This is a genomic window from Amycolatopsis sp. NPDC006125 (assembly GCF_040614195.1).
Classification (GTDB): domain Bacteria; phylum Actinomycetota; class Actinomycetes; order Mycobacteriales; family Pseudonocardiaceae; genus Amycolatopsis_E; species Amycolatopsis_E tucumanensis.
Genome location: NZ_JBEXTZ010000042.1, coordinates 1 through 26,392, shown reverse-complemented (window position 1 = coordinate 26,392; position 26,392 = coordinate 1). Strand labels below are relative to the sequence as shown.

Annotated in this window: 30 protein-coding genes and 1 pseudogene; 22 read left to right on the top strand and 9 right to left on the bottom strand. The window is 73.3% G+C overall.

The window, feature by feature from the left end; all coding sequences use genetic code 11:
• Positions 1-20 precede the first annotated feature (20 nt).
• From ABZ193_RS22020 to ABZ193_RS21995, 6 genes are all read left to right on the top strand, one after another.
• The gene (locus tag ABZ193_RS22020) at positions 21-2,771 is read left to right on the top strand and encodes a DEAD/DEAH box helicase (RefSeq protein ID WP_354711285.1); all 2,751 of its coding nucleotides are present in this window, start codon (positions 21-23) and stop codon (positions 2,769-2,771) included.
• A 64-nt stretch (positions 2,772-2,835) separates the two neighbouring features.
• A complete protein-coding gene (locus tag ABZ193_RS22015; RefSeq protein ID WP_354711283.1) occupies positions 2,836-3,453 on the top strand; it encodes a DUF4333 domain-containing protein in 618 nt (205 codons plus the stop codon).
• Between the two features lie 40 nt (positions 3,454-3,493).
• Positions 3,494-4,693, top strand: coding sequence for a GNAT family N-acetyltransferase (locus ABZ193_RS22010; RefSeq protein ID WP_354711281.1), 1,200 nt, complete (start codon positions 3,494-3,496; stop codon positions 4,691-4,693).
• A gap of 20 nt (positions 4,694-4,713) precedes the next feature.
• On the top strand, positions 4,714-5,094 hold the full coding sequence (locus ABZ193_RS22005) for a DUF4333 domain-containing protein (RefSeq protein WP_354711279.1): 381 nt from the start codon (positions 4,714-4,716) through the stop codon (positions 5,092-5,094).
• Entirely contained in the window at positions 5,091-6,290 is a 1,200-nt protein-coding gene (locus tag ABZ193_RS22000) for a GNAT family N-acetyltransferase (protein ID WP_354711277.1), read from the top strand. Before ABZ193_RS22005 ends, ABZ193_RS22000 begins: the two co-directional genes overlap by 4 nt.
• 76 nt (positions 6,291-6,366) lie before the next feature.
• On the top strand, positions 6,367-6,771 hold the full coding sequence (locus tag ABZ193_RS21995; RefSeq protein WP_354711276.1) for a hypothetical protein: 405 nt from the start codon (positions 6,367-6,369) through the stop codon (positions 6,769-6,771).
• Positions 6,772-6,804: 33 nt separating this feature from the next.
• Here ABZ193_RS21995 and ABZ193_RS21990 read toward each other — a convergent pair whose 3' ends face one another.
• Complete coding sequence (locus ABZ193_RS21990; RefSeq protein WP_039791448.1) at positions 6,805-7,560, bottom strand: TetR/AcrR family transcriptional regulator; 756 nt, start codon at positions 7,558-7,560, stop codon at positions 6,805-6,807.
• Positions 7,561-7,645: 85 nt separating this feature from the next.
• Between ABZ193_RS21990 and ABZ193_RS21985 the strand changes: the two genes are divergently transcribed.
• Together ABZ193_RS21985 and ABZ193_RS21980 are read left to right on the top strand one after the other, a co-directional pair.
• Complete coding sequence (locus ABZ193_RS21985) at positions 7,646-8,593, top strand: ATP-binding cassette domain-containing protein (protein ID WP_272881813.1); 948 nt, start codon at positions 7,646-7,648, stop codon at positions 8,591-8,593.
• On the top strand, positions 8,590-9,375 hold the full coding sequence (locus tag ABZ193_RS21980; RefSeq protein ID WP_354711274.1) for an ABC transporter permease: 786 nt from the start codon (positions 8,590-8,592) through the stop codon (positions 9,373-9,375). Before ABZ193_RS21985 ends, ABZ193_RS21980 begins: the two co-directional genes overlap by 4 nt.
• Here the strand turns inward: ABZ193_RS21980 and ABZ193_RS21975 are convergent.
• A complete protein-coding gene (locus tag ABZ193_RS21975; protein WP_354711272.1) occupies positions 9,372-10,220 on the bottom strand; it encodes a helix-turn-helix transcriptional regulator in 849 nt (282 codons plus the stop codon). The genes ABZ193_RS21980 and ABZ193_RS21975 overlap by 4 nt on opposite strands.
• 86 nt (positions 10,221-10,306) lie before the next feature.
• On the opposite strand from ABZ193_RS21975, the gene ABZ193_RS21970 reads away from it, so the two are divergent.
• Positions 10,307-11,086, top strand: a complete 780-nt coding sequence (locus ABZ193_RS21970; RefSeq protein WP_354711271.1) for an SDR family oxidoreductase — start codon at positions 10,307-10,309, stop codon at positions 11,084-11,086.
• Positions 11,087-11,178: 92 nt separating this feature from the next.
• Here ABZ193_RS21970 and ABZ193_RS21965 read toward each other — a convergent pair whose 3' ends face one another.
• Positions 11,179-12,375: an ABC transporter permease gene (locus ABZ193_RS21965; protein WP_020417844.1), complete on the bottom strand. Its 1,197-nt coding sequence runs from the start codon at positions 12,373-12,375 to the stop codon at positions 11,179-11,181.
• Positions 12,372-13,298 carry an ATP-binding cassette domain-containing protein gene (locus tag ABZ193_RS21960; protein ID WP_354711270.1) on the bottom strand — a complete coding sequence of 309 codons (927 nt, stop codon included), beginning with the start codon at positions 13,296-13,298 and terminating at the stop codon, positions 12,372-12,374. Before ABZ193_RS21960 ends, ABZ193_RS21965 begins: the two co-directional genes overlap by 4 nt.
• 76 nt (positions 13,299-13,374) lie before the next feature.
• Here ABZ193_RS21960 and ABZ193_RS21955 point away from each other — a divergent pair, with 76 nt between their 5' ends.
• The 3 genes from ABZ193_RS21955 to ABZ193_RS21945 are packed head-to-tail and all read left to right on the top strand — an operon-like array spanning position 13,375 to position 15,109.
• Positions 13,375-14,268, top strand: a complete 894-nt coding sequence (locus ABZ193_RS21955; protein WP_020417846.1) for an SPFH domain-containing protein — start codon at positions 13,375-13,377, stop codon at positions 14,266-14,268.
• The gene (locus ABZ193_RS21950) at positions 14,269-14,484 is read left to right on the top strand and encodes a hypothetical protein (RefSeq protein ID WP_020417847.1); all 216 of its coding nucleotides are present in this window, start codon (positions 14,269-14,271) and stop codon (positions 14,482-14,484) included.
• Positions 14,471-15,109: a GPP34 family phosphoprotein gene (locus tag ABZ193_RS21945; protein ID WP_354711269.1), complete on the top strand. Its 639-nt coding sequence runs from the start codon at positions 14,471-14,473 to the stop codon at positions 15,107-15,109. Before ABZ193_RS21950 ends, ABZ193_RS21945 begins: the two co-directional genes overlap by 14 nt.
• A 197-nt stretch (positions 15,110-15,306) precedes the next feature.
• On the opposite strand, the gene ABZ193_RS21940 is transcribed toward ABZ193_RS21945, so the two are convergent.
• Entirely contained in the window at positions 15,307-16,242 is a 936-nt protein-coding gene (locus ABZ193_RS21940; protein ID WP_020417849.1) for a 5'-3' exonuclease, read from the bottom strand.
• Between the two features lie 53 nt (positions 16,243-16,295).
• Between ABZ193_RS21940 and ABZ193_RS21935 the strand changes: the two genes are divergently transcribed.
• The 4 genes from ABZ193_RS21935 to ABZ193_RS21920 are packed head-to-tail and all read left to right on the top strand — an operon-like array spanning position 16,296 to position 18,435.
• Entirely contained in the window at positions 16,296-17,438 is a 1,143-nt protein-coding gene (locus ABZ193_RS21935) for a Xaa-Pro peptidase family protein (RefSeq protein WP_020417850.1), read from the top strand.
• Positions 17,435-17,887 (top strand): Lrp/AsnC family transcriptional regulator, encoded by a 453-nt coding sequence (locus ABZ193_RS21930; RefSeq protein WP_017982434.1) that lies wholly within the window; start codon positions 17,435-17,437, stop codon positions 17,885-17,887. Before ABZ193_RS21935 ends, ABZ193_RS21930 begins: the two co-directional genes overlap by 4 nt.
• Positions 17,888-17,918: 31 nt before the next feature.
• Positions 17,919-18,143: a hypothetical protein gene (locus ABZ193_RS21925; RefSeq protein WP_020417851.1), complete on the top strand. Its 225-nt coding sequence runs from the start codon at positions 17,919-17,921 to the stop codon at positions 18,141-18,143.
• Entirely contained in the window at positions 18,136-18,435 is a 300-nt protein-coding gene (locus ABZ193_RS21920) for a hypothetical protein (protein WP_020417852.1), read from the top strand. The genes ABZ193_RS21925 and ABZ193_RS21920 overlap by 8 nt, the downstream gene beginning before the upstream one ends.
• Before the next feature lie 279 nt (positions 18,436-18,714).
• Here the strand turns inward: ABZ193_RS21920 and ABZ193_RS21915 are convergent, their stop codons facing one another.
• On the bottom strand, positions 18,715-19,791 hold the full coding sequence (locus ABZ193_RS21915; RefSeq protein WP_237334918.1) for a GDSL-type esterase/lipase family protein: 1,077 nt from the start codon (positions 19,789-19,791) through the stop codon (positions 18,715-18,717).
• A gap of 99 nt (positions 19,792-19,890) precedes the next feature.
• Between ABZ193_RS21915 and ABZ193_RS21910 the strand changes: the two genes are divergently transcribed.
• Complete coding sequence (locus ABZ193_RS21910) at positions 19,891-20,778, top strand: DMT family transporter (RefSeq protein ID WP_354711268.1); 888 nt, start codon at positions 19,891-19,893, stop codon at positions 20,776-20,778.
• Positions 20,775-21,869, top strand: a complete 1,095-nt coding sequence (locus tag ABZ193_RS21905) for a glycosyltransferase (protein ID WP_354711267.1) — start codon at positions 20,775-20,777, stop codon at positions 21,867-21,869. Before ABZ193_RS21910 ends, ABZ193_RS21905 begins: the two co-directional genes overlap by 4 nt.
• Here ABZ193_RS21905 and ABZ193_RS21900 read toward each other — a convergent pair.
• On the bottom strand, positions 21,846-22,304 hold the full coding sequence (locus ABZ193_RS21900; RefSeq protein WP_354711266.1) for a hypothetical protein: 459 nt from the start codon (positions 22,302-22,304) through the stop codon (positions 21,846-21,848). The genes ABZ193_RS21905 and ABZ193_RS21900 overlap by 24 nt on opposite strands.
• A 140-nt stretch (positions 22,305-22,444) precedes the next feature.
• Here ABZ193_RS21900 and ABZ193_RS21895 point away from each other — a divergent pair, with 140 nt between their 5' ends.
• On the top strand, positions 22,445-22,678 hold the full coding sequence (locus ABZ193_RS21895) for a lipoyl domain-containing protein (RefSeq protein ID WP_354711264.1): 234 nt from the start codon (positions 22,445-22,447) through the stop codon (positions 22,676-22,678).
• Positions 22,679-22,716: 38 nt separating this feature from the next.
• Complete coding sequence (locus ABZ193_RS21890) at positions 22,717-23,046, top strand: hypothetical protein (RefSeq protein WP_051123517.1); 330 nt, start codon at positions 22,717-22,719, stop codon at positions 23,044-23,046.
• Here the strand turns inward: ABZ193_RS21890 and ABZ193_RS21885 are convergent.
• Complete coding sequence (locus ABZ193_RS21885; protein WP_354711263.1) at positions 23,021-23,800, bottom strand: helix-turn-helix transcriptional regulator; 780 nt, start codon at positions 23,798-23,800, stop codon at positions 23,021-23,023. The two genes, ABZ193_RS21890 and ABZ193_RS21885, sit on opposite strands and share 26 nt — an antisense overlap.
• A gap of 64 nt (positions 23,801-23,864) precedes the next feature.
• On the opposite strand from ABZ193_RS21885, the gene ABZ193_RS21880 reads away from it, so the two are divergent.
• A complete protein-coding gene (locus ABZ193_RS21880) occupies positions 23,865-24,629 on the top strand; it encodes a sulfite exporter TauE/SafE family protein (protein WP_354711261.1) in 765 nt (254 codons plus the stop codon).
• Between the two features lie 4 nt (positions 24,630-24,633).
• On the opposite strand, the gene ABZ193_RS21875 is transcribed toward ABZ193_RS21880, so the two are convergent.
• Entirely contained in the window at positions 24,634-26,001 is a 1,368-nt protein-coding gene (locus tag ABZ193_RS21875; RefSeq protein ID WP_354711260.1) for a lysine 2,3-aminomutase, read from the bottom strand.
• A gap of 98 nt (positions 26,002-26,099) precedes the next feature.
• On the opposite strand from ABZ193_RS21875, the pseudogene ABZ193_RS21870 reads away from it, so the two are divergent.
• Positions 26,100-26,392 (top strand): annotated as a pseudogene (locus ABZ193_RS21870) (amidohydrolase); the annotation flags it as partial.

Below are 26,392 nucleotides of genomic sequence, written 5' to 3'. Positions count from 1 at the left end.
GCATGTGACACCCTGACAAGGTGGCCCCTCGCCCTTCCGTGTCGCCGGCCGAGGCCTACCAGGCTTCCAAGCGCCGCGCCCAGTACCCCCAGCTGACCCGCTTCGCCGACGAGGCGGAGTTCGGCTTCGACGACTTCCAGATCCGCGGCTGCCGCGCGCTGGAGGACGGCCACGGCGTGCTCGTGTGCGCGCCGACCGGCGCGGGCAAGACCGTGGTCGGCGAGTTCGCCGTGCACCTCGCGCTCGCCGAGGGCCGCAAGTGCTTCTACACCACGCCCATCAAGGCGCTGTCCAACCAGAAGTACGGCGACCTCGTGCAGCGCTACGGCGCCGGCACCGTCGGGCTGCTCACCGGGGACACCGCGATCAACGGCAACGCCCAGATCGTCGTGATGACCACCGAGGTCCTGCGCAACATGCTCTACGCGGGTTCCTCGGCCATCGACGACCTCGGCTACGTCGTGATGGACGAGATCCACTACCTCGCCGACCGGTTCCGCGGCGCGGTGTGGGAAGAGGTCATCCTGCACCTGCCCGAGTACGTGCGGGTCGTGGGCCTGTCCGCCACCGTCAGCAACGCCGAGGAGTTCGGCGAATGGCTGGTGACGGTGCGCGGCGACACCACGGTCGTGGTCGACGAGCACCGGCCCGTGCCGCTGTGGCAGCACATGATGGTCGGCAACCGGCTGCTCGACCTGTTCGCCGACGACGGCTCCGACGGCGAGCTGCGCATGAACCCCGGCCTGCTGCGGCGCGTGGAAGAGGTCGGCCGCATGCACGCCCCCGCGGCTCTGCGGCGGGGCCGGGGCGGGCGCACCTACTCGCGCGGCCCCCGGTTCCGGCCGCCGTCCCGGGTGGACATGATCACCCGCCTGGACGCCGCCGGGCTGCTCCCGGCGATCGTGTTCATCTTCTCCCGCGCCGGCTGCGACGCCGCCGTGAGCCAGGTGACCCGCTCCGGGCTGCGCCTGAACACCCCCGAAGAAGCCGCCGAGGTGCGCCGCATCGTCGACACGCGCACCAAGGACCTGCCCGAAGGCGACCTGGGCGTGCTCGGCTACTGGGAATGGCGCGAGGCGCTGGAGAACGGCATCGCCGGGCACCACGCCGGGCTGCTGCCCGCGTTCAAGGAAACCGTCGAGGAACTGTTCGTGCGCGGCCTGGTCAAGGTCGTGTTCGCCACCGAAACCCTCGCGCTGGGCATCAACATGCCCGCCCGCACCGTGGTGCTCGAACGGCTGGTCAAGTACAACGGCGAGGCCCACGTCGACCTCACCCCGGGCGAGTACACGCAGCTCACCGGCCGCGCCGGTCGCCGCGGCATCGACGTCGAGGGCCACGCCGTCGTGGTGTGGCAGCCGGGGATCGACCCGAAGGCCGTCGCCGGACTGGCCTCGACCCGGACCTACCCGCTGCGCTCGTCGTTCCGGCCCGGCTACAACATGGCGATCAACCTGGTCGCCCAGCTCGGCCACGAACAGGCCCGCGAGCTGCTGGAACAGTCCTTCGCCCAGTTCCAGGCCGACCGCTCGGTCGTCGGGCTGTCCCGCCGCATCGAGAAGAACCGCGAGGCGCTCAAGGGCTACGCCGAGGCCGTCACCGGCGACTTCGACGCGATGCTCGACTACGTGCAGCTGCGCAAGAAGATCTCCGACCGGGAGAAGGCGCTGGCCCGGCAGAACACCGCCGCCCGCCGCGCCGACACCGCGGTGTCGCTGGAGAAGCTGCGCAAGGGCGACGTCATCGCCGTCCCCGCCGGGCGGCGCGCCGGGCTGGCCGTGGTGATCGACCCCGGTCTGGACCCCGTGCGCGAGCCGCGCCCGGTCGTGGTGACCGAGGACCGGTGGTCCGGACCGCTGTCGCTGTCGGACTTCTCCGCGCCCGTGGAGCCGCTGGGCCGGATCAAACTGCCCAAGCACGTCGAACTGCGCTCGCCCAAGACCCGCCGCGACATCGCCTCGCACCTGCGCGACTCCGGGATTTCCCTGCCCGGCCGCCAGAAACGGCGATCGGGGGCCAATGAGGACGGTGAGCTGGCCGCGCTGCGCCGCGCCCTGCGCGCCCACCCCTGCCACGGGCTCGCCGAACGCGAGGCCAACATCCGCTGGGTCGAGCGCTACCACCGGCTCGCCGGGGAAACCGAGCAGCTGGAACGACGCGTCGCCGCCACCACCCACTCGCTGGCGCGGGCGTTCGACCGCATCCGGGCGCTGCTGGCCGAACGCGGCTACCTCGCCGAGGGCGAGGACCGCGTCACCGAGCACGGAGCGCGCCTGGCCCGCCTCTACAGCGAATCCGACCTGCTGGCCGCCGAGTGCATCCGCCACGGCGTCTGGGAAGGACTGACCCCGCCCGAGCTCGCCGCCGTCGTCTCCACGCTCGTGTTCGAGGCCCGGCGCGACTCGCCCGGTGAGCCGCGGCTACCCGCCGGGGGCGTGCCCAAGGCGTGGCAGGAGACCGCCAAGATCTGGACCGACCTCGCCGAGGACGAACGCCGCCACCGCCTCGACCGCACCCGCGAACCCGACGCCGGGTTCGCCTGGCCGGTGTACCGGTGGGCCCGCGGCGAATCCCTCGAAAAGGTGCTCACCGCCGCCGACGCCAACGGGCAGGAACTGTCCGCGGGCGACTTCGTGCGCTGGTCCCGGCAGGTCGTCGACCTGCTCGACCAGATCAAGACGGTCCTCGGCAAGGCCGACCCGGTCGGCGACGCCGCCGCGCAGGCCGTCAAGGCGCTGCGGCGCGGGGTCGTCGCGGCGGGTGCCGAGTAGCGCGGCCCACCCTGCGTTGTGGTTGGATCGCGCTGAGCGAGGACGATCAGGGGAGGCAGGCAGCATGAGCACGCCCTACGGCGGCACCGACCCGCAGCAGCAGTGGAGCCAGCCCGGGTACGGGCAGCAACCCGGCCAGCCGCAGCAGTACGCCCAGCAACCCCAGTACGGGCAGCCGCCGGGCTACGGCCAGCAGCCGGGCCAGTTCCAGCCCGCACAGCCCCAACCTGGACAGCCCCAGTACGGGCAGCAGTACCCGGGCCAGGCCGCGCCCCAGTACGCCGGACAGCAGCACCCGCCCCAGCAGTACCCGGGACAGCAGCACGGCGCGCCCGGCGGCTACGGGCAGCAGCAGCCGGCGAAGAAGGGCGGCAAGGGCCTGCTGATCGGGCTGGGCGCGGCGGTCGTGGTGGTGGCCGCGTTCTGCGTCACCGCGTTCCTCGCGCCCGGGTTCCTCAAGACCACCGTGCTGAGCCAGAGCGCGGTGCAGGACGGCGTCAAGCAGGTCCTCATCGGCAACTACCAGCTCACCCAGGTCGGCGACGTGCAGTGCCCCGCCGACCAGGAGGTCAAGTCCGGAGCCACCTTCGACTGCTCCGCGGTCGTCAACGGCCAGGGCAAGACCGTCACCGTGACGATCAAGGACGACGCCGCCAACTACGAAGTCGCCTACCCCCGGTAATTGGCTGGCGTGCGGCCGCACCGTCGGGAACGATCGCGTCGTGAGTGACTACACCGTCCGCACGCTGCGGCCCGACGAACACCGCGCCGCCGTCGACCTGTTCCGGTCCACCCTCCACGTCGCCGCCACCACCGACGAGACGTGGAAGATCGTCGAACGCGCGCAGCAACCCGGCCGCACCCTGGGCGCCTTCGACACCGAGCTGATCGGCACCGCCCGCTCGTTCGACGCCGAGATCACCCTGCCCGGCGGCGCCCGCGCCGGCGCAGCGGGAGTCACCGGTGTCGGTGTCCGTCCCGACCGGACCCGCCGCGGCGTCCTCACCGAGCTCATGCGCACCCAGCTCACCGACATCGCCGCCCGCGGCCTGCCCTTCGCCGCGCTGCGCGCCAGTGAAGGCGTCATCTACAACCGCTTCGGCTACGGCGTCACCACGCGCAGCCGCGGCTACGAGATCGACCGCCGCCGCGCCGCGCTCCGCCCCGACGTCCCGGCAGGCGGCCAGGTCGAGCTCTGGCCGCTGGACACCGCGCTGGAGCGGCTGCCCGGCCTGTACGCGGCACTGCCGCACACCCGCCCCGGCATGATGACCCGCCCGCCGTACTGGTGGCCGGGCTGGGAACGGCACGCCCGCGAAGCCACCAGCCCCGTCCTGACCGCCGTCCACCACGGCGAAGACGGCCCCGACGGCTACGTCGTCTACAGCGTCGAACGCAAGCACTGGAACGACCCGGCGGTGCTGCAGGTCATCAGCCTGCACACCGGCACCGACGAGGCGTTCAACGGGCTGTGGCGCTACCTGCTCGGCGTCGACCTCGTCGACACCCTGCGCGCCGACGAACGCCCGCTCGACGAGCCGGTCGAGCTGCTGTTCACCGACATCCGCGCGGTGAAGGACACCGGCGGCGGGGACGAGCTGTGGCTGCGGCTGGTCGACGTGCCCGCCGCGCTCGGCGCCCGCGCCTACGAGGGCGAGCCGGTCGTGCTGGAGGTCGTGGACCCGGTGCTGGAAGCCAACTCCGGGCGCTACCACGTGTCCCCGGACGGCGCCCGCCGCACCGACGCCGCCGCCGACCTGCGGCTCGGGGTGGACGCGCTGGCCATGATCTACCTCGGCGCGTGGCGGCCCTCGCAACTGGCCGCGGCCGGGCGGATCCAGCCGGCGGACCCGGCGGCGCTGGGGCGGGCCGACCGGCTCTTCGCCACGCCCGTACCCGCGTGGTGTGGTACACACTTCTGAGAAGCTCGTTCCGGGGGTGAATGGTGCGGACCACGCTGGTGCTCGCGTGCGCCGCGCTCGTGCTGTCCGGATGCGACAGTGCCCCGACCGGCCCCGCACCGTCCACCCCACCACCGCCCACCACCTCGACGGCCACCACGTCCTCGTCCACGGCGCCGGCGAGCCTCACCCCGGTGCGGCGGGTGTTCGACGCCGCGCACGTGCAGGACGGCGTCCGGCGGGTGCTCACCGAGTCCTACCTGATCGCCGGAGTCGGCGACGTGTCCTGCCCGGCCGGTGAGGACGTCGTCGCCGGGCACATCTTCGAGTGCACAGTGGACATCGCGGGCGAGAAGGAGAAGGTGACCATCACGGTGCGGGACGCGGCGGGCGGCTACGAAGTCTCCCAGCCCGAACCATGACCGGCGTGGAGATCCGGCCGCTGGCGGCGGGGGAGGAGCGGGCGGCGTTCGAGCTGCTCGGCCGGACCCTGCACGTCACCGTCACCGACGAGCTGTGGACGCGCCGCGCGGCGTCGTTCCCCGCCGAGCGGCGATTCGGCGCCTTCGCGGGCGGGGAACCGGTGGGCGTCGCGGGCTCCTTCGCGACCCGGCTCGCCGTGCCCGGCGGGAAAGCGCTTCCCGCCGCCGCCGTGGACGGGGTCGGAGTGCGCACCGACCACACCCGCCGCGGCATCCTCACCGGACTGATGGCCGCCCAGCTCGCCGACTGCGCCCGCCGCGGCGACGTGCTGGCCGTCCTGCACGCCAGCGAAGCCACCATCTACGGGCGATTCGGGTACGGCATGGCCACCCGGAGCCAGAACCTGCGCGTCACGCGGGCGGCGTTCCGCGCCGACGCCCCCGCCGGCGGGACGGTGCGGCTGCTCGGCGCCGCCGAGGCTCAGGAGCTGGTTCCCCGGCTGTACGCGGAGATGGGCCCGCACCGGGCCGGGATGATCGAGCGGCCCGAGGTGTGGTGGTCCTACGCGCGGGACCGCCTCATCGGCGAGCACCAGGTCGCCGTCCACACCGGACCGCGCGGCGACGACGGTTTCGTGCTCTACCGCACCGAGGACCTGCGCACCTTCGACCAGCCGAACCTCGGCGCCGCGCTCACGGTCCGCGATTTGCACGCGGCGGACATCGCGGCGCTGGCCGGGTTGTGGCGCTTCCTGTTGCGGGTCGACCTGGTCTCCGAGGTCCGCGCTCCGGGGCGCCCGCTGGACGACCCGCTCCCCGCGATGCTCACCGACCCGCGCGCCTGCGCGGTGACCGGCGTGGACGACCAGCTGTGGCTGCGGCTGCTCGACGTGCCTGCCGCGCTCGCCGCCCGCGCGTGGGGACCGGGCGAGCCGGTGGTGATCGAGGTGACCGACCCGCGGCTGCCCGCCAACACCGGCCGCTACCGGATCACCCCCGGCGGCGCCGAACCCACCACCGCGGCCGCCGACCTGCGGACCGGCCCGGAGACGCTGGCGATGCTCTACCTCGGCGACCGCCTGCCCAGCGCACTCGCCACCGCGGGCAGACTCGAGGTGGTGAACCCCGCGGCGCTGCCGCACGCGGACAGCCTGTTCGCCACCAGGGTTCCGCCGTGGTGCGGGACCCCGTTCTGAGGTTCCGGTTCCGCCGCTGAGGTTGCGCTCGATGACTCAACGACGCGTGAGGCGGGGCAGGATCGTCCTGGGGGCGTTGGCCGTGCTCGTCGCGGCCGGGGTGGTTTTCGCGGTCAAGACGCTCAGCGGTGGCTTGCCCGGCCGGGTGTACAAACTGGAGACGGCCTGTGGCGGCACCACCTACGACGATGCCGCGCCGTACACCGGTCCGGGGCCCCACCCCGTCGCGATCTTCATGCCCACTGAGTTCGGGGAGCTCTTCGTGGTCGGCCTCACCATGCCGGACCGATCCGACTGGGCGGCGGCGAACCCGGAAGACCCCGCCGCTGTGCAACTGGTGGCCTGCGGCACCGTCGAGAGCGAACGGCGATCCGCGGACCTGGTGTGCGGTGGGTACGGCGCCCCGCCGGAGCGGCTCCTCAGCGAACTCACGGCTGCCCAGTGGCAGCCCGCGCCGGCCTGGTGGAGGCGACTCAGGTAGACGACCCGCACGGTGTCGTGCCGGTGCGGCAGCTCACGACCGGGACGCGATGAGCGCCTCGACGCCGTCGAGGATGCGGGCCAGCCCGAACTCGAACGCGTGCGGGTCGGTGGGCGCCTGGTAGGCCTCCCCGGAGGCGGAGCCCACCCGGGCGGCCACCGGGAAGCGCTCGGGGTCGAAGATCTTCTCCAGCAGTGGCGCGTAGGACTCCCACCACTGGACGTCGCTCTGGCCGCTGCGCCGCGCCGCCTGCTCGGCCTCGACCACGCCGCGCATGGCGGAGTGCACGAACCCCAGCACCAGTGTGAGCACCTGGTCCATCTCGATGTCGGTGAGCCCGGTGCCTTCCAGCGCGCGCAGTTCGTAGTCGTACTTGGCGATCACGTTCGGACCCATCGGTGGGCGGCTCGTGGCGACCTGCAGCAGCCACGGGTGCCGCCGGTACACCGCGGCGTTCTCCCGCGCGATCTGCTCCAGCCTGCCCCGCCAGCCGCCGGGCACCTCGGCCGGGCGCGCGGTCTCGCCGACCACCGCGTCGACCATCAGGTCCAGCAGTTCCGCCTTGCCGGGCACGTAGGTGTAGAGCGACATCGTGCCGGCGCCCAGTTCCTCGGCGACCTTCCGCATCGACAGCGCGGCCAGCCCGGCGGTGTCGGCGAGCTTGATCGCGACGCGGGTGATCTCCTCGACGGTGAACCGGGCCTTCGGCCCCTTCGACGGCGGCTCCTGCAGCCCCCAGAGGAGCTCGAGGCTGCGCTTCGGATCGCCACTCGCGCTGAATTCAGTCATCTCGGGGCCCATTCTGCCGGTAACGAACTCCGTACGGTGTACGATAGATGATCCGTACGGCATACGGAGTAGAAGGAGGGGCGTGTTGTCCAGCGAAAACGCCGTGGTGGCGCAGGGGCTGCGCAAGCGCTACGGCGACAAGACCGTGCTCGACGACCTGAACCTGACCGTGCCCGCGGGGACCGTGTTCGGCCTGCTCGGCCCCAACGGCGCGGGCAAGACCACCTGCGTGCGCATCCTGGCCACGCTGCTGCGGCCCGACGCCGGGAAGGTCCTGGTCGCCGGGTTCGACGCCCGCCGCCAGGCCGCCCAGGTCCGCTACCGGATCGGGCTGGTCGGGCAGCACGCCGCGGTGGACGAGGTGCTGTCCGGGCGGCAGAACCTGGAGATGTTCGGCCGGCTCTACCACCTCGGCGCGCGCCGGGCGCGGCAGCGGGCCGACGAGCTGCTGGCCCGGATGGGGCTGGGCGACGCGGGGGAGAAGCCGGTGAAGCAGTACTCCGGCGGCATGCGGCGGCGGCTCGACCTCGCCGCCGGGCTGCTGCGCTCGCCCGAGGTGCTGTTCCTGGACGAGCCCACCACCGGCCTGGACCCGCGCGGCCGCAGCGAGGTGTGGGCCGCGGTGCGGGAACTCGTCGCCGACGGCACCACCGTGCTGCTCACCACGCAGTACCTGGACGAGGCCGACCAGCTCGCCGGGCGGATCGCCGTGCTCGACCGCGGCGGGATCGTCGACGAGGGCACCCCGGCGCAGCTGAAGTCCCGCATCGGCGGCGACCGGGTCGAGGTGGTCCTGCGGGACGCCGCCGACCTGCCCGCCGCCGCGGCGCTGGCGAGCCGGGTCACCGGGGCGGCGGCCGACCTGACCGACGGCGGGCTGAGCGTGCCGGTGTCCGACCGGGTGCGCGACCTGACCGGGCTCGCCGCGGCCTACGACGACGCAGGCATCGGCATCGCCGACCTCACCCTGCGCCGCCCCACGCTCGACGAGGTGTTCCTGAAGCTGACCGCACGCGAGGAGGTGCCGGCATGACCGCACTGCGCTGGGCGATCGCCGACGGCTGGACCATGACCCGCCGGGAGCTGGCGCACTGGGCGCGGCAGCCCGCGCCGGTGGTCGTCGGGCTGCTGTTCCCGGTCCTGACCCTGGTGATGTTCGGCTACCTGTTCGGCGGCGCGATGGCCGCGCCCGGCGACTACCGCGAGTTCCTGGTGCCCGGGATGTTCGCGCTGGCCATGGTGTTCGGCATCGAGTCCACCTACACCGCGATCGCCACCGACGTCGCGCGCGGGTCGACCGACCGGTTCCGCTCGCTGCCGATGGCGGCGTCCGCGCCGGTCACCGGCCGCGCGGTGGCCGACCTGCTGAACTCGACGGCCGGGCTGGTCGTGCTCGCCGCGTTCGGCTGGCTCACCGGCTGGCGGTGGCACGGCGGGTTCGGCGCGGCGCTGGCCGCGTTCGGGCTGCTGGTGCTGCTGCGGTTCGGGATCCTGTGGCTCGGGCTCTACCTGGGGCTCGTCGCGAAGGGCCCGGAAAGTGTCGTGGCGCTGCAGATCCTGGTGTGGCCGCTGGGTTTCCTGTCCAACGTGTTCGTCTCACCCGGCACGATGCCCGGCTGGCTCGGCGCGATCGCCGACGCGAACCCGCTGTCGGCCACCGCGGCCGCGACCCGCGAGCTGTTCGGCAACCCGGGCTGGGACAGCGGCGGCTGGTTCGCCGAGCACGCGCTGCTGCTGGCGGTGCTGTGGCCGGTGGCGATGATCGCGGTGTTCCTGCCGCTGTCGGTGCGCCGCTACCGGCGGCTCAGCCGCTAGGACAGGTACTCGCCGGCCCGGGCGCCGAGGACGTTCAGCAGGGCGAGCGCCTCGGCGTCCGGGGAACCCGGCGGCGCGCTGTAGAGCACGAGGTGCTGGTCGCGGTCGGTGAGCGCGAGCGAGTCGCAGTCGACGGTGATCTCCCCGACCACCGGGTGGCGGAACGTCTTCGTCAGCGCGGGCACGGCCCGCACGTCGTGCCGCTCCCACAGCCGCGCGAACTCCGGGCTGCCGTCGCGCAGGTCGCCGACCAGCCCGTTGACCTCGGGGTCGGCCGGGTAGCGGGCGACGGTCGCGCGCAGCTGCATGACGACGTGCTGCCGGAACTCCGCCTCGTGGGCGATCCCGTACAGCGGGCCCTCGGCCGCCGGGCGGAGGAAGGCGCGGCGCGCGAGGTTGCGGTCGGCCGGGGCGAGCGCGCCGAAGTCCTCCATCAGCGCGGCCGCGAGGTCGTTCCAGGCCAGCACCTCGAACGCGGCGGAGGTCACGATCGCGGCCGTGTCCGGCAGCCGGCCGATCAACGCGCGGATGCTGGGCCGCACGTCGCGCCGGTGCCGGCCGCCGCGGGTGGGTGCGGTGCCCGCGAGCACGTGCAGGTGGGCGGACTCGGCGTCGGTGAGCCGCAGCGCGTCCGCGATCCCGGCGAGGACCTCACCCGAGGGCCGCGGCGCGCGGCCCTGCTCCAGGCGGACGTAGTACTCGGTCGAGATGTGCGCCAGCACCGCCACCTCCTCCCGGCGCAGCCCCGGCGTCCGGCGCCGCGGTCCCGAGGGGAGGCCGACGTCTTCCGGCCGGAGCCGCTCGCGGCGGCTGCGGAGGAACGCGCCCAGCTCCTTCTTGTCCACACCCCGAGTGTGCCCGGCCCGCGGCGGCGGATCCTGGTACTGCTTGTGCCTGCATCCGGTGCCGCAAGCCGCCCGAGACTGCGCTCATGACGACCGACATCGCACCCATCGGCCTGCTCACCGGCAAGGTCGTGTTCATCACCGGCGCCAGCCGCGGGATCGGCGAGGCCGCGGCCAGGCTGTTCGCCCGCGAAGGCGCCGCCGTCGTGCTCGCCGCCCGCGGCGCCGACGCGCTGGACCGCATCGTCGGCGAAATCCGCGCCGGCGGCGGCACCGCCGACGCCGTGCCACTGGACCTCGCCGACCGCGCGGGCATCCGGACCGCCGTCGCCCGCGCCGGCGAGCTGCACGGACGGCTGGACGGCGCGTTCAACAACGGCGCCGCCATCCAGCGCCGTCCCGGCCCGCTCGACACCACCAGCGACGAGGACATCGACGAGCAGTTCGCGGTGAACTTCCGCGCGCACTGGACCGCCATGACCGCCCAGGCCGAGCTGATGCGCGGCAACGGCGGCGGGGCGATCGTCAACACCTCCAGCATCGGCAGCCGCCGCGCCAACCCCGCCCTGCCCGCCTACGGCGCCATGAAACGCGCCCTCAACAGCATCACCGAGACCGCGGCCGTGACCTGGGCCCGCGACGGCATCCGGGTCAACGGCATCACCCCCGCCGGCACGGTCACGCAGATGATGCAGACGTGGGAGGAGGCCACCCCGGGCATCATCGAACGGGCCACGGCGTCCATCCCGCTCGGGCGGATGGCCGAGCCACGCGAGGTCGCCGAGGTGGCCGCGTGGCTGCTCAGCGACCGCGCCTCGATGGTGACCGGCGCGATCGTGCCGGTTGACGGCGGCGCCGGCGCCTGACGACTGGAACGCCGGCCCCGCCCCCAGGCGGGGCCGGCTCACGTCCGACCCTAGAACCCGCCGGCCCGCCGGTCTTCTCCGTTCTTGCGCTCCTACGCCGCGCGCAGCGCCTCGCGGAAGCCGACCTTCGCGCCGGTGCGCAGCACGGCGTTGCGGTAGATCCGCGCCGACAGCCACACCAGCACCGGGATCAGCGCCACGACCAGGGCGACCGACAGGATCGCCTCCCACGGCGCCACCCCGCCCATCGCCAGGCGCATCGGCATCAGCGTCGGCGCGAACACCGGGATCACCGACAGCAACGCCACCAGCCCGCTGCCCGGGTTCGAGGGCAGCACCGAAATGCCCACCACGTACCCGGCGATGACGAAGAACAGCGCCGGCGTGACCGCGCCGCCCACGTCCTCCTGCCGCGACACCAGCGCGCCCAGCCCGGCGAACACGATCGAGTACATCAGGAACCCCAGCAGGTACCACACGATCAGCCACACCACGGTGCCCGCCGCGGCCGACACCGAGATCGTCAGCACGTCGGTGGCCAGTCCCGCGACGATCCCGACCACTCCGATCAGGACCATCTGGATCAGCCCGACCGCGCCGATGCCCAGCACCTTCCCGGCCATCAGCTGCCACGGCCGCACCGTCGCCAGCAGCAGCTCGACCACGCGGCTGGTCTTCTCTTCGACCACGCCCTGCGCCACCGACTGGCCGTTGAGCAGCAGTGACATGTAGATCAGGATGCCGGCGACGATCCCGAGCACGAGCTGCTGGCCGTTGTAGGGGTAGGGCTGCTCCATCGGCGAGACCTCGACCCCAGCGCCGGACACCGCCGCGTTGACCTGCGCCGGATCGCCGCCGAGCGCGGTGATCTGCTGGTTGAGGGCGAGCTGCCCGGCCAGCACGTTGAGCGCGGTGCGCAGGTTCTCGTCGAGGTCCTTCTTCACCACGACCCGTACCCGCGAGCCGTCGCCGACCAGCAGGGCGTCCAGGTCGCCGTCGCTCACCTGGGTGCGTCCCGCGGCCTCGTCGGGCAGCGTGCGCACCTCGACGGTCTCGCCGACCGCCTGCCCGGCGGCCTGCAGCGGCGCGGCCAGCGCCGACGTCGGCCCGGTGACGCCGACCGTGGCGTCCGCGCCGGTGCCGCCGCCGATCAGCTTCATCACGACGGCGAACCCGACGATGACCACCAGCAGCGCCAGCGTGCTCAGCCGGTAGGCCTTGGACCGCAACCGGATGCCGATCTCACGTGACGCGACGAGCGAAACGCCCGTCCAGCCGTCCCGGTTCACGCCGCCACCTCCTCGGTCGTGACGACGTGCCGGAACAGTTCGGTCAGCGACTGCCGCCGCCGCGCGAACTCGTGCACCGGCCCGCTCGCCAGCGCTGCGCGCAGCACGGCCTGGTCGTCGGCGCCGTCGGCCAGTTCCAGCTCGGTGCGGCCGTCCTCGTGCCGGATCACCGACACCCCGGGCAGCCCGTCGGCCCAGCCGGGCGCCGCGGCCGGCGCCTCCACCAGCAGCCGCACCGTCGAGCCCGCCTGCAGTTCGCCGACCGTGCCGCAGGCGACCATCCGCCCGTCCCGCACGATCCCGATCCGGTCGCACAACCGCTCGACCAGGTCCAGCTGGTGGCTGGAGAACACCACCGGCACGCCCTCGGCGGCCTTCTCGCGCAGCACCTGGCTCATCACGTCGACCGCGACCGGGTCCAGCCCGGAGAACGGCTCGTCGAGCACCAGGATCGCCGGGTCGTGCACCAGCGCCGCGGCCAGCTGCACCCGCTGCTGGTTGCCCAGGCTCAGCTTCTGCACCTCGTCGTCGCGGCGGGCGGCGACCCCGAGCCGCTCGGTCCAGGTCTCCACGGACCGGCGCGCCTCCGCGGCCGGCATGCCGTGCAGCCGCGCGAGGTAGATCAGCTGCTCGCCGACCTTCATCTTCGGGTACAGCCCGCGCTCCTCGGGCATGTAGCCGATGTGCCGCCGGGTCTCCAGCGTCACCGGCGCGCCGTCCCAGCACACCTGCCCGTCGTCGGCCGCCAATACCCCCAGCACGATCCGCATCGTCGTGGTCTTGCCCGCGCCGTTGCTGCCCACGAACCCGAACAGCTCACCGGCGCGCACGTCGAACGTCATGTCCGACAACGCCAGCCGTTCGCCGTACCGCTTCGTCAGGCCGTCGATCTCCAGTTGCCTGTCCGCCACGTCGTCCCCCATTCCGCATCCCAGTGGAAAAGTGATATCACTATGCTACATTGAAGCCATCGGGGCAAGGAACTGAGGGGAGCGGTCAATGGAAACCGTCGTGGACATGCCGGCGCCGCAGACGCGGGAACGCCTGGTGCGCGCGGTCAACGGCTTCGTGATGCTGGGCGTCGCGGTAGTGCTGGTGGCGGGCGGGGTCGTGCTGCTGGCCACCAGCGACGGCTCGGCCGGGATGCTCGTCGCGGGCGCGGTCGCCGTGCTCGCCGGGCTCGTGCTCCTCGGCGGGCTGACCCCGGTCGCGCCGGGCGAGGCGCGGGTGGTGCAGCTGCTCGGCCGCTACGTGGGGACGCTGCGCACCGCCGGGCTGCAGTGGGTCAACCCCTTCACCCAGCGGCGCAAGGTCTCCACGCGCATCCGCAACCACGAGACCGGGGTGGCGAAGGTCAACGAGGCCGACGGCAACCCGATCGAGATCGCCGCGGTCGTGGTGTGGCAGGTCGCCGACACCGCGCAGGCCGTGTTCGAGGTCGACGACTTCGTCGAGTTCGTCGCCATCCAGAGCGAGACCGCCGTCCGGCACATCGCCAACGCCTACCCCTACGACAACGCCGACACGGCGCGCTTGTCGTTGCGGGACAACGGCGACGAGATCACCGAAAAGCTGTCCGCGGAGATCGCCACGCGCGTCGCCTCGGCCGGCGTTAAGATCATCGAATCCCGCATCACCCACCTCGCCTACGCCCCGGAGATCGCGCAGGCGATGCTGCGGCGCCAGCAGGCCGGTGCCGTGGTGGCCGCGCGTCAGCGCATCGTGGAAGGCGCGGTCGGCATGGTGGAGATGGCGCTGGACCGGCTCGCCCGGCACGACGTCGTCGAGCTCGACGAGGAACGCAAGGCCACGATGGTGAGCAACCTGCTCGTGGTGCTCGTCGGCGACCGCGACGCGCAGCCGGTCGTCAACACCGGGACGCTGTACCAGTAGATGCCGGCCGAACGGAAGAAGATCCTGCTGCGGCTCGACCCGGCCGTGCACGACGCGCTGGCGCGCTGGGCGGCCGACGAGCTGCGCAGCACCAACGCGCAGATCGAGTTCCTGCTGCGCAAGGCACTCGCGGACGCCGGGCGGCTGCCCCGCGAGGTGGGGCGCATGCGCCCGCGGGGACGCCCGAAGAAGGGGGACGAGGATGGACAAGCCTGACTCGCTGGCCGCGCGGCTCTTCCTGCTGGCCTACGACACGGACAAGAACCGCCTGACGTCGCGGTCCGAACTGGGCTACGCCCTGCGGGCCGCGGCGCTGGCCGACCTGGTGCTCGGCGGTTTCCTCGTCGACGACGGCGGCAAGGCGGCGCCGGCCGCGCCGGCGCCCGGCCTGGACCCGGTGCTCGACCTGGTCCTGCTGGAGATCACCCACAGCACGCCCCGGTCGTGGCGGCGGTGGGTGTCCCGCCGCGCCAGCCGAATCGTGCCCCTGGTGCGTGAGCACCTGGCCGCCGAACAGGTGATCAAGGTCGACTCACGGCGCGTGCTCGGCCTGTTCCCGGTGCACCGGGTGACGCCGCGCCGGCCGCACGAGACCAAGCGGCTGGCGGAGGAGGTGCGGCGCGCCGTGCGCGGCGGGCAGCCCGCGTACCGGGTGGACCCGCGCCTCGGCGCGCTCTGCGCCCTGGCCGGCACCGCCGAACTGCGCACGGTCTTCACCCGCTCCGAACGGCGCCAGTACAAGGGCCGGCTGGCCGAGCTGGGCCGGCCCGTGGAGCCGGTGGTGAAGGCGCTGCGGAAGACGATCCAGTCCCACCGGGCGGCCGCCGTCTCCGGCGGCTGACCGCCGCGGCCGCCGCGCTCGGTCGCGGACCGCCGCTGCACTCGGGTGCCACCTTCGCGGGCGCTCGTCACGCGCCCACCGGCGCGAGCCGCGGGCGCGGGACGAGCGCGGATCCTGCACGGGTGCGCGTGAGTTTCCCAGCCGGCTCGGAGATCGCGGCCCTCTCCGGGGGTTGACCGGCCCGGCACGCGGCCGGGTCAGCGGGCGTTCGCGGTGAGCGCCTTGACCAGGCGGGTCGCCGAGCTGCCCAGGTTCCAACGCTCGGCCAGCTCCAGCACCCGGTCCGGGTCCGCGGGCGAGGCGGGCACCGCGTCGGAGCCGGACAGCGACACCGGCGCGTCGGCGGCGACCTGGACCACCGTGGGCGCCGCCCGCAGGTACTCCTCGGCCTCGGCGAGCCGCTGCCGCGTCTTCGGCGGCACGTCCGCGCTGCCCGCGGCGGCCGCGGCGATCAGCCCGTCGAGCGAGCCGAACTGGGTGATCAGCTTCGCCGCGGTCTTCTCGCCGATCCCGGCCACCCCCGGCAGCCCGTCGGACGGGTCACCGCGCAGCACGGCCATGTCCGCGTACGCCTGCCCGGCGCCGTCCACCGGCACGCCGTAGCGCTCGGCGATCTCGGGCGGGCCGAGCACCTCGGCCTTGGCCCAGCCCTTGCCCACGTAGACCACCGACGCCGGGGTCGGCTCGGTGCGCACCAGCTGGAACAGGTCCCGGTCGCCGGTGATCACCTCCACCGGGTCGGTCTTCTCCCGCGCGGTCAGGGCGCCGATCACGTCGTCGGCCTCGTACCCGTCGGCCTCGGCGGTGGCGAACCCGAACGCCTGCAGCACCTCCAGGATGATCGGCACCTGCGGGGTGAGCGTGTCCGGCACCTCCTCCGCGTTCGCGTCGGCGTCGGCCACGCGGTGCGCCTTGTAGCTGGGCAGCAGATCGGTGCGGAACTTCGGGCGCCAGTCCGCGTCCAGGCACGCGACGAGCCGCGTCGGGCGCCGGTCGGTGACGATCCGGGCCAGCGTGTCGGTGAACCCGCGCACCGCGTTGACCGGCGTCCCGTCCGGCGCGGTCATCGACTCGGGCAGCGCGTGGAACGAGCGGAAGTACAGGCTCGCGGAATCCAGCAGGGCAAGTGTCACGGACCACAGCCTGCCAGACGCGGTCCCGGCCGGAGCCAGATACGCTGCGTGGCATGTCGTCCCGCTCAACCGCGATCCCAGCACCCGCCCCGGAAACCCTGCGCGCCCGCCTGGAGCGGGCCCGCGCGGCCACCGCCGACGCCGGCGCCGACGCCCTGCTCATCGCGCCGGGCTCGGACCTGCGGTACCTGCTCGGCGAGGCCGGTGGCTCCTTCGAGCGGCTGACGACCCTCGTGGTGCCGGCCGAGGGCACCCCGGCGCTGGTCGTGCCGAAGCTGGAGGCCCCCGGCTACGCGGCGGTACCCACCGGCGAGCTGGGTGTCGAGGTGGTCACCTGGGTCGACGGCGAGGACCCCTACCGCATGGTCGCCGACCGGCTCGGCAAGCCCGGCCGCGTCGCGGTCAGCGACGGGCTGATCGCGCTGCACGTGCTCGCGTTCCGCGCCGCGCTCGGCTCCGCCGAGCAGACGCTGGCCGGCCCGGTGATCCGCGAGCTGCGGATGCGCAAGGACGCCGCCGAGATCGACGCGCTGCGCCGCGCCGGCGCCGCGATCGACCGGGTGCACGCCCGCATCGCCGAGTGGCTGCGGCCCGGCCGCACCGAGGCCGAGGTGGGCGCCGACATCGCCGCCGCGATCGTCGAGGAGGGCCACCTGCACGCCGACTTCGTGATCGTCGGCTCCGGCCCCAACGGCGCCAGCCCGCACCACGACGTGTCCGGCCGCGTCATCGAGCGCGGTGACGTGGTGGTGGTCGACATCGGCGGCCCGATCCCCGAGGGCTACAACTCCGACTCCACCCGCACCTACGCCGTGGGCGAGCCGCGCGACGCCGACGTGGCCGAGACCTACGCGGTGCTGCAGCGCGCGCAGCAGGCGGCGGTCGAAGCGGTGCGGCCGGGCGTCTCCGCCCAGTCGGTCGACGCCGCGGCGCGCGAGATCATCGCCGACGCCGGGTACGGGGAGTTCTTCATCCACCGCACCGGGCACGGCATCGGGCTCGACGTGCACGAGGAGCCCTACATCGTGGCGGGCAACGACCTGGCCCTGGAGCCGGGGATGGCGTTCAGCGTCGAGCCGGGCATCTACCAGCCCGGCCGGTGGGGCGCCCGCATCGAGGACATCGTCGTGGTCACCGCCGACGGGGTCGAAGCACTCAACCAGCGCCCGCACGAGCTCGTCGTGCTCGACTCGTGAGCGGGCCGCTGGAGCCGCTGGACCAGGCGATCGCGCGGGAGCTGGCCGGCGACGGCCGCTGCTCCTTCACCGACCTGGCCGAGCGGGTGGGGCTGTCGGTGTCGGCGGTGCACCAGCGCGTTCGGCGGCTGGAGCAGCGCGGCGTGATCCAGGGGTACGTGGCGCGGCTGGACAGCGAGCAGATCGGGCTGCCGCTGACCGCGCTGATCTCGCTGACCCCCAACGATCCGGCCGCGCCGGACGACTACCCGCAGCGGATCGAGCACATCCGGGAGATCGAGTCGTGTTACTCGGTCGCCGGCGACGAGTCCTACATCCTGCTGGTGCGCGTGGCGTCGCCGCGGGACCTGGAGGACCTGCTGCGGCGGATCCGGGAGGCGGCGAAGGTGTCGACGCGGACGACGGTGGTGCTGTCCACGCCGTTCGAGGGCCGCCCGCCGACGGTGTGACAAACGCCGGGCGAAGGGTACGATAAAAGGTATGGCAACTCGTAAGGTCACGCTCTCGCTCGACACGGCGGCGATCGAGTACGCCGAGCGCGCCGCGAAGGCGCACGGGATCTCGTTGTCGGCGTGGCTGTCGCGCGCCGCCCGGCGCGAGGCCGTCCGCACCGGCTACCGCGCCCCGGGCCGGCACGACGCGGAGGCGCTGGCCGCGGCCGACGAGGCGGAACTGGCCGCGGCGGAAAAGGACCTGGGTGCGTAAAGGCGAGATCTGGGCGTACAAGCCGCCCACCCAGCCGTCCCGGGAACGCACGGTGCTGCTGCTGTCCTCCGACGGCGTCAACGAGTCGGAACGCCCCTGGCTCATCGGCACCGAACTGCTGGAGGAGGACCCGCAGGACATCCTCGGTGTCGCGCTGGACAGCCGGTTCTGGATCTCCACGCTGTTCCTGACCCGCCTCTACCGCGGGTGGCTGGTGGAGCGGATCGCCGAGATCGACCAGCAGACGCAGGAGCAGGTGGACATCGCCCTGCGCGCGGCGCTGGACTTGTAGGGCCTGGATCGCCGAGCGGGCGCGCAGCGCCGTGCCCGGAACACAGCCGAGATGGGCTGTCATCCGTGGCCTGACGCCGCAACGATCATCTTGAGCCAGGCCCGCGCCCAGGCCGCCGATGCAATCTTGTGGGTCTGGCTCAGCGTGATACGCACGAACTGAGACGCGGCGGGATGACCACCCGGCGCCCCCTCGTCCATGCACGACGAGGCACTTCTTGGTCATCCTGGAGCCTGCCCGTCCGGCGACGACCATCACTTGATCTTTGGATCAAAAGCACTACCCGGCGGTCACCGTGGCCGCCGGGTGGAGGTTGCCATCCTGGCCCTTCAGGCATGCGGCCGCCGGGCCGGACGTCGCCAGGAACTCGGTCAGGCACCGGCCGAACTGGGCGTGCCCGTTGGCGTTGGGGTGGAACGATTCCTGGATGGCATGGCTGGCGCGGTCGGCGTCGGCGAGGTCGTTGAGCTGCAGCGTCAGCCGGCTGAACCACTCCGTCGACGGGTCGGCCCCGCCGCTGCACGCCTCGTGCCCCAGCCCGGCGCGGGACAGGTCCAGGAACCGCGCCCCGGCCTGCGCCGCCGCCGAGGCGAGTCCGCGGGACAGCACCGGCACGCCCTCGTTGACCACCCACTGCAGGTCCTCGGTGCGGAACGGGCACCCGTTGAGGTTCTGCAGGTTCGCAGGGATCCCCGGCCCGATCGGCGCCGCGTAGGACTGGAGCACCAGCTGGTAGTCCTCCGGCTGGTACCCGGCGCGGGCGAGCACCGTCTTGATGTCGCCGAGCGCGTTCACCACTTTCGGCACCATCGCGTCGATCCGCTGCTGCCAGGTCGGCGCGATCGCGGTGCGGCAGGGCGCGTTGCCGGAGATGAACCACGCCTGGAAGCACTGCGAGATCAGCTGCGAGAAGCGCGGGTCGTCGTTGGCGCCCACCGCGACCACGACCGCCGCGACCCGGTGGGTCTTCACCAGCTCCGCCAGCTGCCCGGCCTGGGACGGCTCGGTCCACTGCCTGGTGTCGCCCAGCCCGACCTGCGCGGCCGGCGCGCCGGAGCAGGCCAGGTTCACCTTCTTCACGATCCCGGGCACGTCCGTCTTCTCCACCGTCGCGTTGGGGGAGCGGTGGCACCAGTCCCCGTTGGCGCCGTTGGTGTCGGCGGTGTAGTTGCCCGCGCCCTCGCCGGAGAGAGTGCTGTCGCCCATGGACACGATCGTCAGCGGACCGGTGCCGGGCGGGCCCGGGCGGTCGATCGGCCCGGGTGGCGTGCTCGGCCCCGTGAACACGAAGATCCCCACCAGCACCAGGACGAAGAGCAGAACGCCCCCGCCGATCCACCACCGAAACCGTCGCACCGGTGGCAGTTTAGAGAAGACCTGCCGAAGCCCTTGTGAACCCGGCCCCCGGTGATCGTTCCCGCCGCTACCGTCGGAGGCGAACACCGAGGGGGCGAGGTGCCGACGGGACCGAGCGCTTGGGCGGTGGCCGTGCCCGCCGCGGTCGCCGGGGCCGCCCTGATGGGCCTGGCCAGTGCGGCGCAGGCGCGCGCCACCAAACAGGTCGAGACCGCCCGCACCCTCGACCCGGCGCTGTTGTCCCGTCTCGCGCGTCGTCCGCTGTGGCTGGCCGGGATGGCCGCGACGGTCGCCGGGCTGGTGCTGCAACTGGTCGCGCTGGCCTTCGCGCCGCTGCTGGTGGTGCAACCCCTGCTGGTGACGTCGCTGATCTTCGCCGGGTTCTTCGCCGACCGGCTCGCCCACCGCCGCCCCGACGCCGTGCTCGGCGCGGGCTCGCTGATGTGCGTGGTGGGGCTGGCCGCGGTGATGCTGCTGGCGCGTCCCGGCGAGGAAGGCACGACGTTCGTCCGCGGCCCGGCGCCGGTGGTGCTGGCGCTGACGCTGGCGGCGCTGACGGTGCTGGGGCTTGCGGTGTCGGTGCTGGCGCCGGGCGCGCTGCGGGTTCTCGGGCTCGCTGTCGCCACCGGCGTGCTCTACGGCGTCACCGCCGGGCTGATGAAGGTCGTCGCCGGGCAGGCGCGGGACAGCCTCGCCGCGCCGTTCACCCACCCGGTGCTGTACGTGGTGTGCGTGACCGGGCCGCTGGGGTTCCTGCTCAGCCAGAACACCTTCCAGCGCGGCGAGTTCCTCACCCCGGCGCTGGCCGTGATCACCGCGCTGGACCCGCTCGTCGGCGTTGCCATCGGCGTGTGGTGGCTCGGCGAAACCGTGACCGCCGACCCGGCCGCGCTCGCCGGCGCGGGCCTGGCCGGTCTCGTCGTGATCGCCGGCATCGTCGTGCTGTCCGCCAGGGCGGCGCGCCTGACTCCATGGGAGGTCCGGTGAAACAGGTGCTCGTGGTGTCCGCGACGATGGGCGAAGGGCACAACGCGACCGGCCGCGCGCTCGCCGAGGCGGTGCACCGGCTGTGGCCCGGCGCGGAGGTCCGCTGGCTCGACGCGCTCGACGTGATGGGCGCCTGGGTGGGGCCGCTGTTCCGGCAGATCTACGTGACCAACGTGCGCCGCACGCCGTGGCTGTACGAGTTCTTCTACGCGGCGCTGTGGCGCTCCCGCTGGTTCGCCGCCGCCTGCAAGCGCTTCACCGGCGCCTGGTGCGGCCGCCGCCTGGCGCGGGTCATCGGGGACCCGGACCTGGTGCTGTCCACCTACCCGCTGGGCACCGCGGGGCTGGAGTGGCTGCGCCGCCGCGGCAGGCTGCGCGCCCCGGTGGGGGCGTGGATCTCCGACTTCGCGCCGCACCCGTTCTGGGTGTACGGGCGCATCGACCGCAACCTCGTCATGCACCCGGTGGCGATCCCGCCCGCCGTGCGGTGTGTGCCGGACGCGCCAGTCGCGGTGTCCGCCCCGCCGGTGCGCGGCGAGTTCCGGCCCGGCGACCGCGCCGCCGCGCGCCGGCGGCTGGGGTTGCCGCCGGACGCGTTCGTGGCGCTGGTGTCCTGCGGTTCGCTCGGCTTCGGCCAGGTCGAGTCCGCCGCCCGCGAACTGCTGGCGGCCGACCCGTCGGTGGTGCCCGTCGTGGTGTGCGGCCGCAACGAGCGCCTGGCGCGATCACTGCGCCGGCTCACCGACCCGCGGCTGCGCGTGCTCGGCTGGACCGACGACATGGCCGCCTGGATCGTGGCCGCGGACGTGGTGGTCACCAATGCCGGCGGCGCCACCGGGCTGGAAGCGCTGGCCTGCGGCCGTCCCGTGCTGATGCACCGCCCGATCGCCGCGCACGGCCGCGCCAACGCCCGTCTCATGGCCGAGGCCGGGCTGGCGGTCGTGTGCGAGGCCGACGGCGAACTCGCGGCGGCGGTCCGGCGGATGCTCGGCACCCCGGAACTGCGGAAGTCGATGGCCGAGTCCGCGGCCCGGCACCTGGAGTCCGCCGGCGACCTCGGCGCCGCGCTACGCGCGCTCGCGGCGGTGTGACCCCAGGAAGTGGTCGAGCACCAGCGACGCGCCGATGCCGAGCATCCACACGTCCTTGGCGATCGCGACGCCCTGCTCGGTGGGCTGGATCGACCTCTCCTGCCGCAGGCCCGGCGTGCGCGCGTACAGGCCGAGCAGCCCGGCCGAGAACGCGGTGAGACCGGCCCCGGCCACCAGCGGCGGCACCGCGGGGATCAGCAGCATCGCGCCCAGCGCGATTTCACCGGCCGACAGCGCCTGGACGAACTTCCGCGGCGGCACCCGCTTCACCGGCGGGTACGTCCCCGCGGCGAAGCCGTGCAGCTGCGCGGTCGTCGTCTCGTCGGCCTTCTGCTTGGCCACGCCCGAGTTCAGGACGAAGGCCCCGGTCACCAGCCGGACCGGGATGTGCCACGCCTCGATCCGAACCCAGCGTGCCCGACGTCTCGTGCGCATCGCTCACCTCCGTTGGTGATTGCTGTTCAAGCCCAACGTACGCGCTTGCCAGAACCGGGCGGGCCGTCACATCCTGGACGTTTCCGGGCAGCGCGGAGGTGCGAACGGCCGGTGCTGCCCACACCGGAGGTGGTCGCGACGTGACCGAAGTGCTGTTCCCGCTGCTGTCGGAGAAGGACCCGGACGCCGAGGGTGTGGTGGCGACCTGGTTCGTGCAGGACGGCGAGCGCGTCGCCGAGGGCGACCTGCTCGCCGAGGTCGCCGTGGACAAGGTCGACGTCGAGCTCTCCGCGCCCGCCGCCGGGGTCGTGCGGCTGCTGGCCAAGGAGGGCGACGCGCTCGTGCAGGGCGCGCTGATCGCCCGCATCGAGTGAGCGGGTTTCCGGTGCCACCCGACCGGGAAGACCGGACGATGCGGTGCAGGTTCTGCGACACCCCGCCCGCGGCCGGTGAGCGCCGCGTCCCCGGCCCGGCCGGCCCGATCTGCGCGCGCTGCGTGGAAACCGGGCTCGGCCTCGTCCGCGACGGGCAGCCACGCACCAGCCGCGGCGGCACCGACCTGGAACGCCTGCGGCGCGGGGGAGAGCCGTGCGAGTTCTGCGATCGCAGCGACCGGCGCACCTTCCTCGGCTTCACGCGCAGCCTGCCGCGCATGCGGTGCGCCCAGACGGGCGCCGTGATCTGCGACGACTGCCTCGACCGCAGCGGCAACCTGCTCAACCAGGCGCTGCGCCACGTGTGAGGAACGCGCTGGGCGCGGACCCGGTCTCGCGGCGGAACATCACGGTGAACGCGGCCGGCGTGTCGTACCCGAGCGACGAGGCCACCGCCGTGACGGTCGCGCCGCCGGCGAGCAGCCGGATCGCGTGCAGGGCGCAGGCGCGCTGGCGCCAGCGCTGGTAGGTCAGCCCGGTCTCGGCGCGGAAGAGCCGGTTGAGGGTGCGCTCGGACAGGTGCAGGCGGGCAGCCCACCCGGACAGCGGCGCGTGCACGTCCGGGCGCCGCTGGAACTCCAGGCACAGCGCGCGCAGCCGGGGGTGGCGCGGCAACGGCAGGTCGAACGGCAGCGGGGTAAGGGCCTGGATCTCGTGCCGGATCAGCTCCATCACCGCGGCGTCGCGCCCGTGCCGCGGGTACTCCGGTTCGACGTCGACGGCGGCGCGCAGCAGTTCACGCAGCAGCGGTGAGACCGCGACGACCCGGCAGCGCACGGGGAACCACGGCACCGTCGCGGGTTCGAGGTAGAGGCTGCGGGTGCTGACGCCGCGCATCAGGACCTGGTGGCGCGTCCGCGGCGGGATGAGGACCGCGCGGTCGGCGGGCACGGTCCAGGTGCCGTCGGCGGTTTCCACCTCCATCAGCCCGGTCGCGCCGTGCAGGAACTGGGCGCGCCGGTGCTCGTGGAACTCCAGCAGGTGGTCCGGCGGGTAGTCGGTGCCGATCGCCAGCACGTCGCAGTCGAGGCCGTCGACGTCGGCGAGGGGAACGTTGCGCACGTGTCGGATTCTCGATGACCGGTGGCGGTTCGTCGAATGCCCGCCAGCGCGGCCGGGCCCTAGCGTGCCGGACGTGGTGTCCTTCTCCGTCCTGCTCGCGTTCGGCGGCGTCACCGGCGTGACCACCGTGTTGTTCGGCTTCGGCGGCGGGTTCCTCACGGTGCCCGTGGTGTTCGCCGTGACCGGCCGGATGCACGTCGCCGTCGCGACCTCGGCCGCGGTGATGGTGGTCAACTCGCTGGCCGCCACGCTCGCCCAGGCCAGGGCGGGCCGCCTGCGCCGGGACCGGGTGTGGCCGCTGGCCGGGTTCATCGCGGCCGGCGCGGCGCTCGGCGCGCTGACCACCAGCCGGCTGCCGGAACGCATCCTGCACGCCGCGTTCGTCGCCTACCTGCTGGTGACGATCACGGACTGCCTGCTGCGCCGCGGATTCCTCGACCGCGGCGCCGGTCCCGGCGGGCTGGGCCCGGTCGCCCGCACGGCGGGCGGGGTCGGGATCGGCGTGGTCGCCAGCGCGCTCGGCGTCGGCGGCAGCGTGCTGACCGTGCCCCTGCTGCGGCGCAGCGGCCTGCCGATGACCGAGGCGACCGCGATCGCGAACCCGCTCAGCGCCCCGGTCGCGGTCGTGGCCACGGTGGTCTACACCATGGCGGCGGACGGCCCCACCGGGTACGTCGACGCCGCCGCCGCGGGACTGCTGCTGGCCGGTTCGCTGCCCGCGATCGCGATCACCCGGCGGGTGGCCGGCCGGATCCCGGACCGCGTGCACGCCGTCGCCTACGTGGCGCTGCTGGTGGCCGTGACGATCGCGGTGATCGTCACGGCCTGAGCGCTCAGCCGCGCGCCGACCACCAGGCGCGGCCCTGTTCGGGCAGCGTGGAGATCGGGTCGTAGAACGGGTAGCGGCGGCGCAGCGCCTCGGGGTCGTCGTGTTCGATTCCGGTGCGGTAGTTCTTCGTCCAGTAGGAGATGCCGCGCTCCCGGTCGTACTCGGCGACCTGGTGCACCCACCGCTTCCCGACGTAGGGCACGTCGCAGACGATGCGGGGCGTCGCGTAGCCCGGGAGGTAGCCCATGATCGCGTGCTGCAGCTCCTGCGCTTCCCACACCGCCAGCCGCCAGTGCTCGGCGTTGGGGATCATGTCGCACAGGTAGAAGTAGTACGGCAGGATGTTCGCCTCGCCCTGCAGCGCGAAGCACAGGTCCAGCAGCGCCGCCGGGGTCGCGTTCACCCCGCGCATCAGCACCCCCTGGTTGCGCACGTCCCGCACCCCGACCTCCAGCGCGGTCCGCGCCGCCTCGGCCACCAGCGGCGTCACCGACTGGACGTGGTTGACGTGCGTGTGGATCGCCAGGTTCACCCCGCGCCGCCGCGCCGTGCCCGCCACCCGCTCCAGCCCCTCGACGATCTTGGGCTGCAGCCAGTGCTGCGGCAGCCCGGCCAGCGCCTTGGTCGCCAGCCGGATGTCGCGCACCGTCTCGATGTCCAGCAACCGCATCAGGAACGACTCCAGCTGGTGCCACGGCACGTTCGCCACGTCCCCGCCGGAGACCACCACGTCCCGCACGCCCGGCGTGCGGCGCAGGTAGCCGATCATCGCGTCCTGGCGGTCCACCGGTTTGAGGTCCAGCTTGTGCTTGACCACCTGCTCGGTCGAGTTGCCCACCAGGTCCATCCGGGTGCAGTGGCCGCAGTACTGCGGGCAGGTGGACAGCAGTTCGGCCAGCACCTTGGTGGGGTAGCGGTGGGTCAGGCCCTCCACCACCCACATCTCCGCCTCGTGCAGGGAGTCGCGCGCCGAGTGCGGGTGGCTGGGCCACTCCGGGTCGCGGTCGCTGCGCACCGGCAGCATGTAGCGGCGGATGGGGTCGGCGTAGAACGCCTCGGTCGAGTCCACCGACATCGTGTTCAGCATCTGCGGCGGCACCAGCATCGACATCGTCGCCAGCTCACGCTGGTCGGCGGCCAGATCCTCGTAGAACCGCTCCTCGACCAGATCCCCGAGCACCGCGCGCAGCTGCTTGACGTTGCGAACGCAGTGCACGCGCTGCCACTGCGCGTCCCGCCACTGCGCCTCGGTCACCTCCCGCCACCCGGGGAACCGGCGCCAGTCCGGTTCGGCCAGCTCGGTGCGGCGGTAGGCGTAGGGCTGCTCGGCGACATCGGTGTCGGCGGGGGAGGCTTCCTGGATCGCAGTCATCTCTGCTCCTCGTCGGCGCTGCGGCGTCAAAACTTCCGGTGAAAGTGACAATACGACGTAAAAGCTTTCGTCGCGACCCATCGTGCACACTCGACACCGTGACCGACGACAGCACCACGCTCCTGCTGGGCGGGCGGATCCATTCGCCCAGCAACCCCGACGCCACCGCGATGGCGGTCAAGGACGGCACCATCGTCTGGATCGGCCAGGACGGCCCCGGCCGCGCAGTGCACCCGGACGCCCGGGTCGAAGACCTCGACGGCGCGTTCGTCGCCCCCGGCTTCGTCGACGCCCACGCGGCCACATCAGCGGCCCGGCGGTCGTCAACGGCCGGGTCTACTACTCCCGCAACGGGGTCTCGGTCAACGGCAGCACCGTCACCGACGCCGCC

Bases quoted from the DNA above. Each gene is read 5' to 3' on its own strand.
- ABZ193_RS22015 (WP_354711283.1), top strand. From the start codon at position 2,836: ATGAGCACGCCCTACGGCGGCACCGACCCGCAGCAGCAGTGGAGCCAG.
- ABZ193_RS22005 (WP_354711279.1), top strand. From the start codon at position 4,714: ATGGTGCGGACCACGCTGGTGCTCGCGTGCGCCGCGCTCGTGCTGTCC.
- ABZ193_RS22000 (WP_354711277.1), top strand. From the start codon at position 5,091: ATGACCGGCGTGGAGATCCGGCCGCTGGCGGCGGGGGAGGAGCGGGCG.
- ABZ193_RS21990 (WP_039791448.1), bottom strand. From the start codon at position 7,560: ATGACTGAATTCAGCGCGAGTGGCGATCCGAAGCGCAGCCTCGAGCTC.
- ABZ193_RS21980 (WP_354711274.1), top strand. From the start codon at position 8,590: ATGACCGCACTGCGCTGGGCGATCGCCGACGGCTGGACCATGACCCGC.
- ABZ193_RS21970 (WP_354711271.1), top strand. From the start codon at position 10,307: ATGACGACCGACATCGCACCCATCGGCCTGCTCACCGGCAAGGTCGTG.
- ABZ193_RS21960 (WP_354711270.1), bottom strand. From the start codon at position 13,298: ATGGGGGACGACGTGGCGGACAGGCAACTGGAGATCGACGGCCTGACG.
- ABZ193_RS21955 (WP_020417846.1), top strand. From the start codon at position 13,375: ATGGAAACCGTCGTGGACATGCCGGCGCCGCAGACGCGGGAACGCCTG.
- ABZ193_RS21950 (WP_020417847.1), top strand. From the start codon at position 14,269: ATGCCGGCCGAACGGAAGAAGATCCTGCTGCGGCTCGACCCGGCCGTG.
- ABZ193_RS21945 (WP_354711269.1), top strand. From the start codon at position 14,471: ATGGACAAGCCTGACTCGCTGGCCGCGCGGCTCTTCCTGCTGGCCTAC.
- ABZ193_RS21935 (WP_020417850.1), top strand. From the start codon at position 16,296: ATGTCGTCCCGCTCAACCGCGATCCCAGCACCCGCCCCGGAAACCCTG.
- ABZ193_RS21925 (WP_020417851.1), top strand. From the start codon at position 17,919: ATGGCAACTCGTAAGGTCACGCTCTCGCTCGACACGGCGGCGATCGAG.
- ABZ193_RS21900 (WP_354711266.1), bottom strand. From the start codon at position 22,304: ATGCGCACGAGACGTCGGGCACGCTGGGTTCGGATCGAGGCGTGGCAC.
- ABZ193_RS21890 (WP_051123517.1), top strand. From the start codon at position 22,717: ATGCGGTGCAGGTTCTGCGACACCCCGCCCGCGGCCGGTGAGCGCCGC.
- ABZ193_RS21875 (WP_354711260.1), bottom strand. From the start codon at position 26,001: ATGACTGCGATCCAGGAAGCCTCCCCCGCCGACACCGATGTCGCCGAG.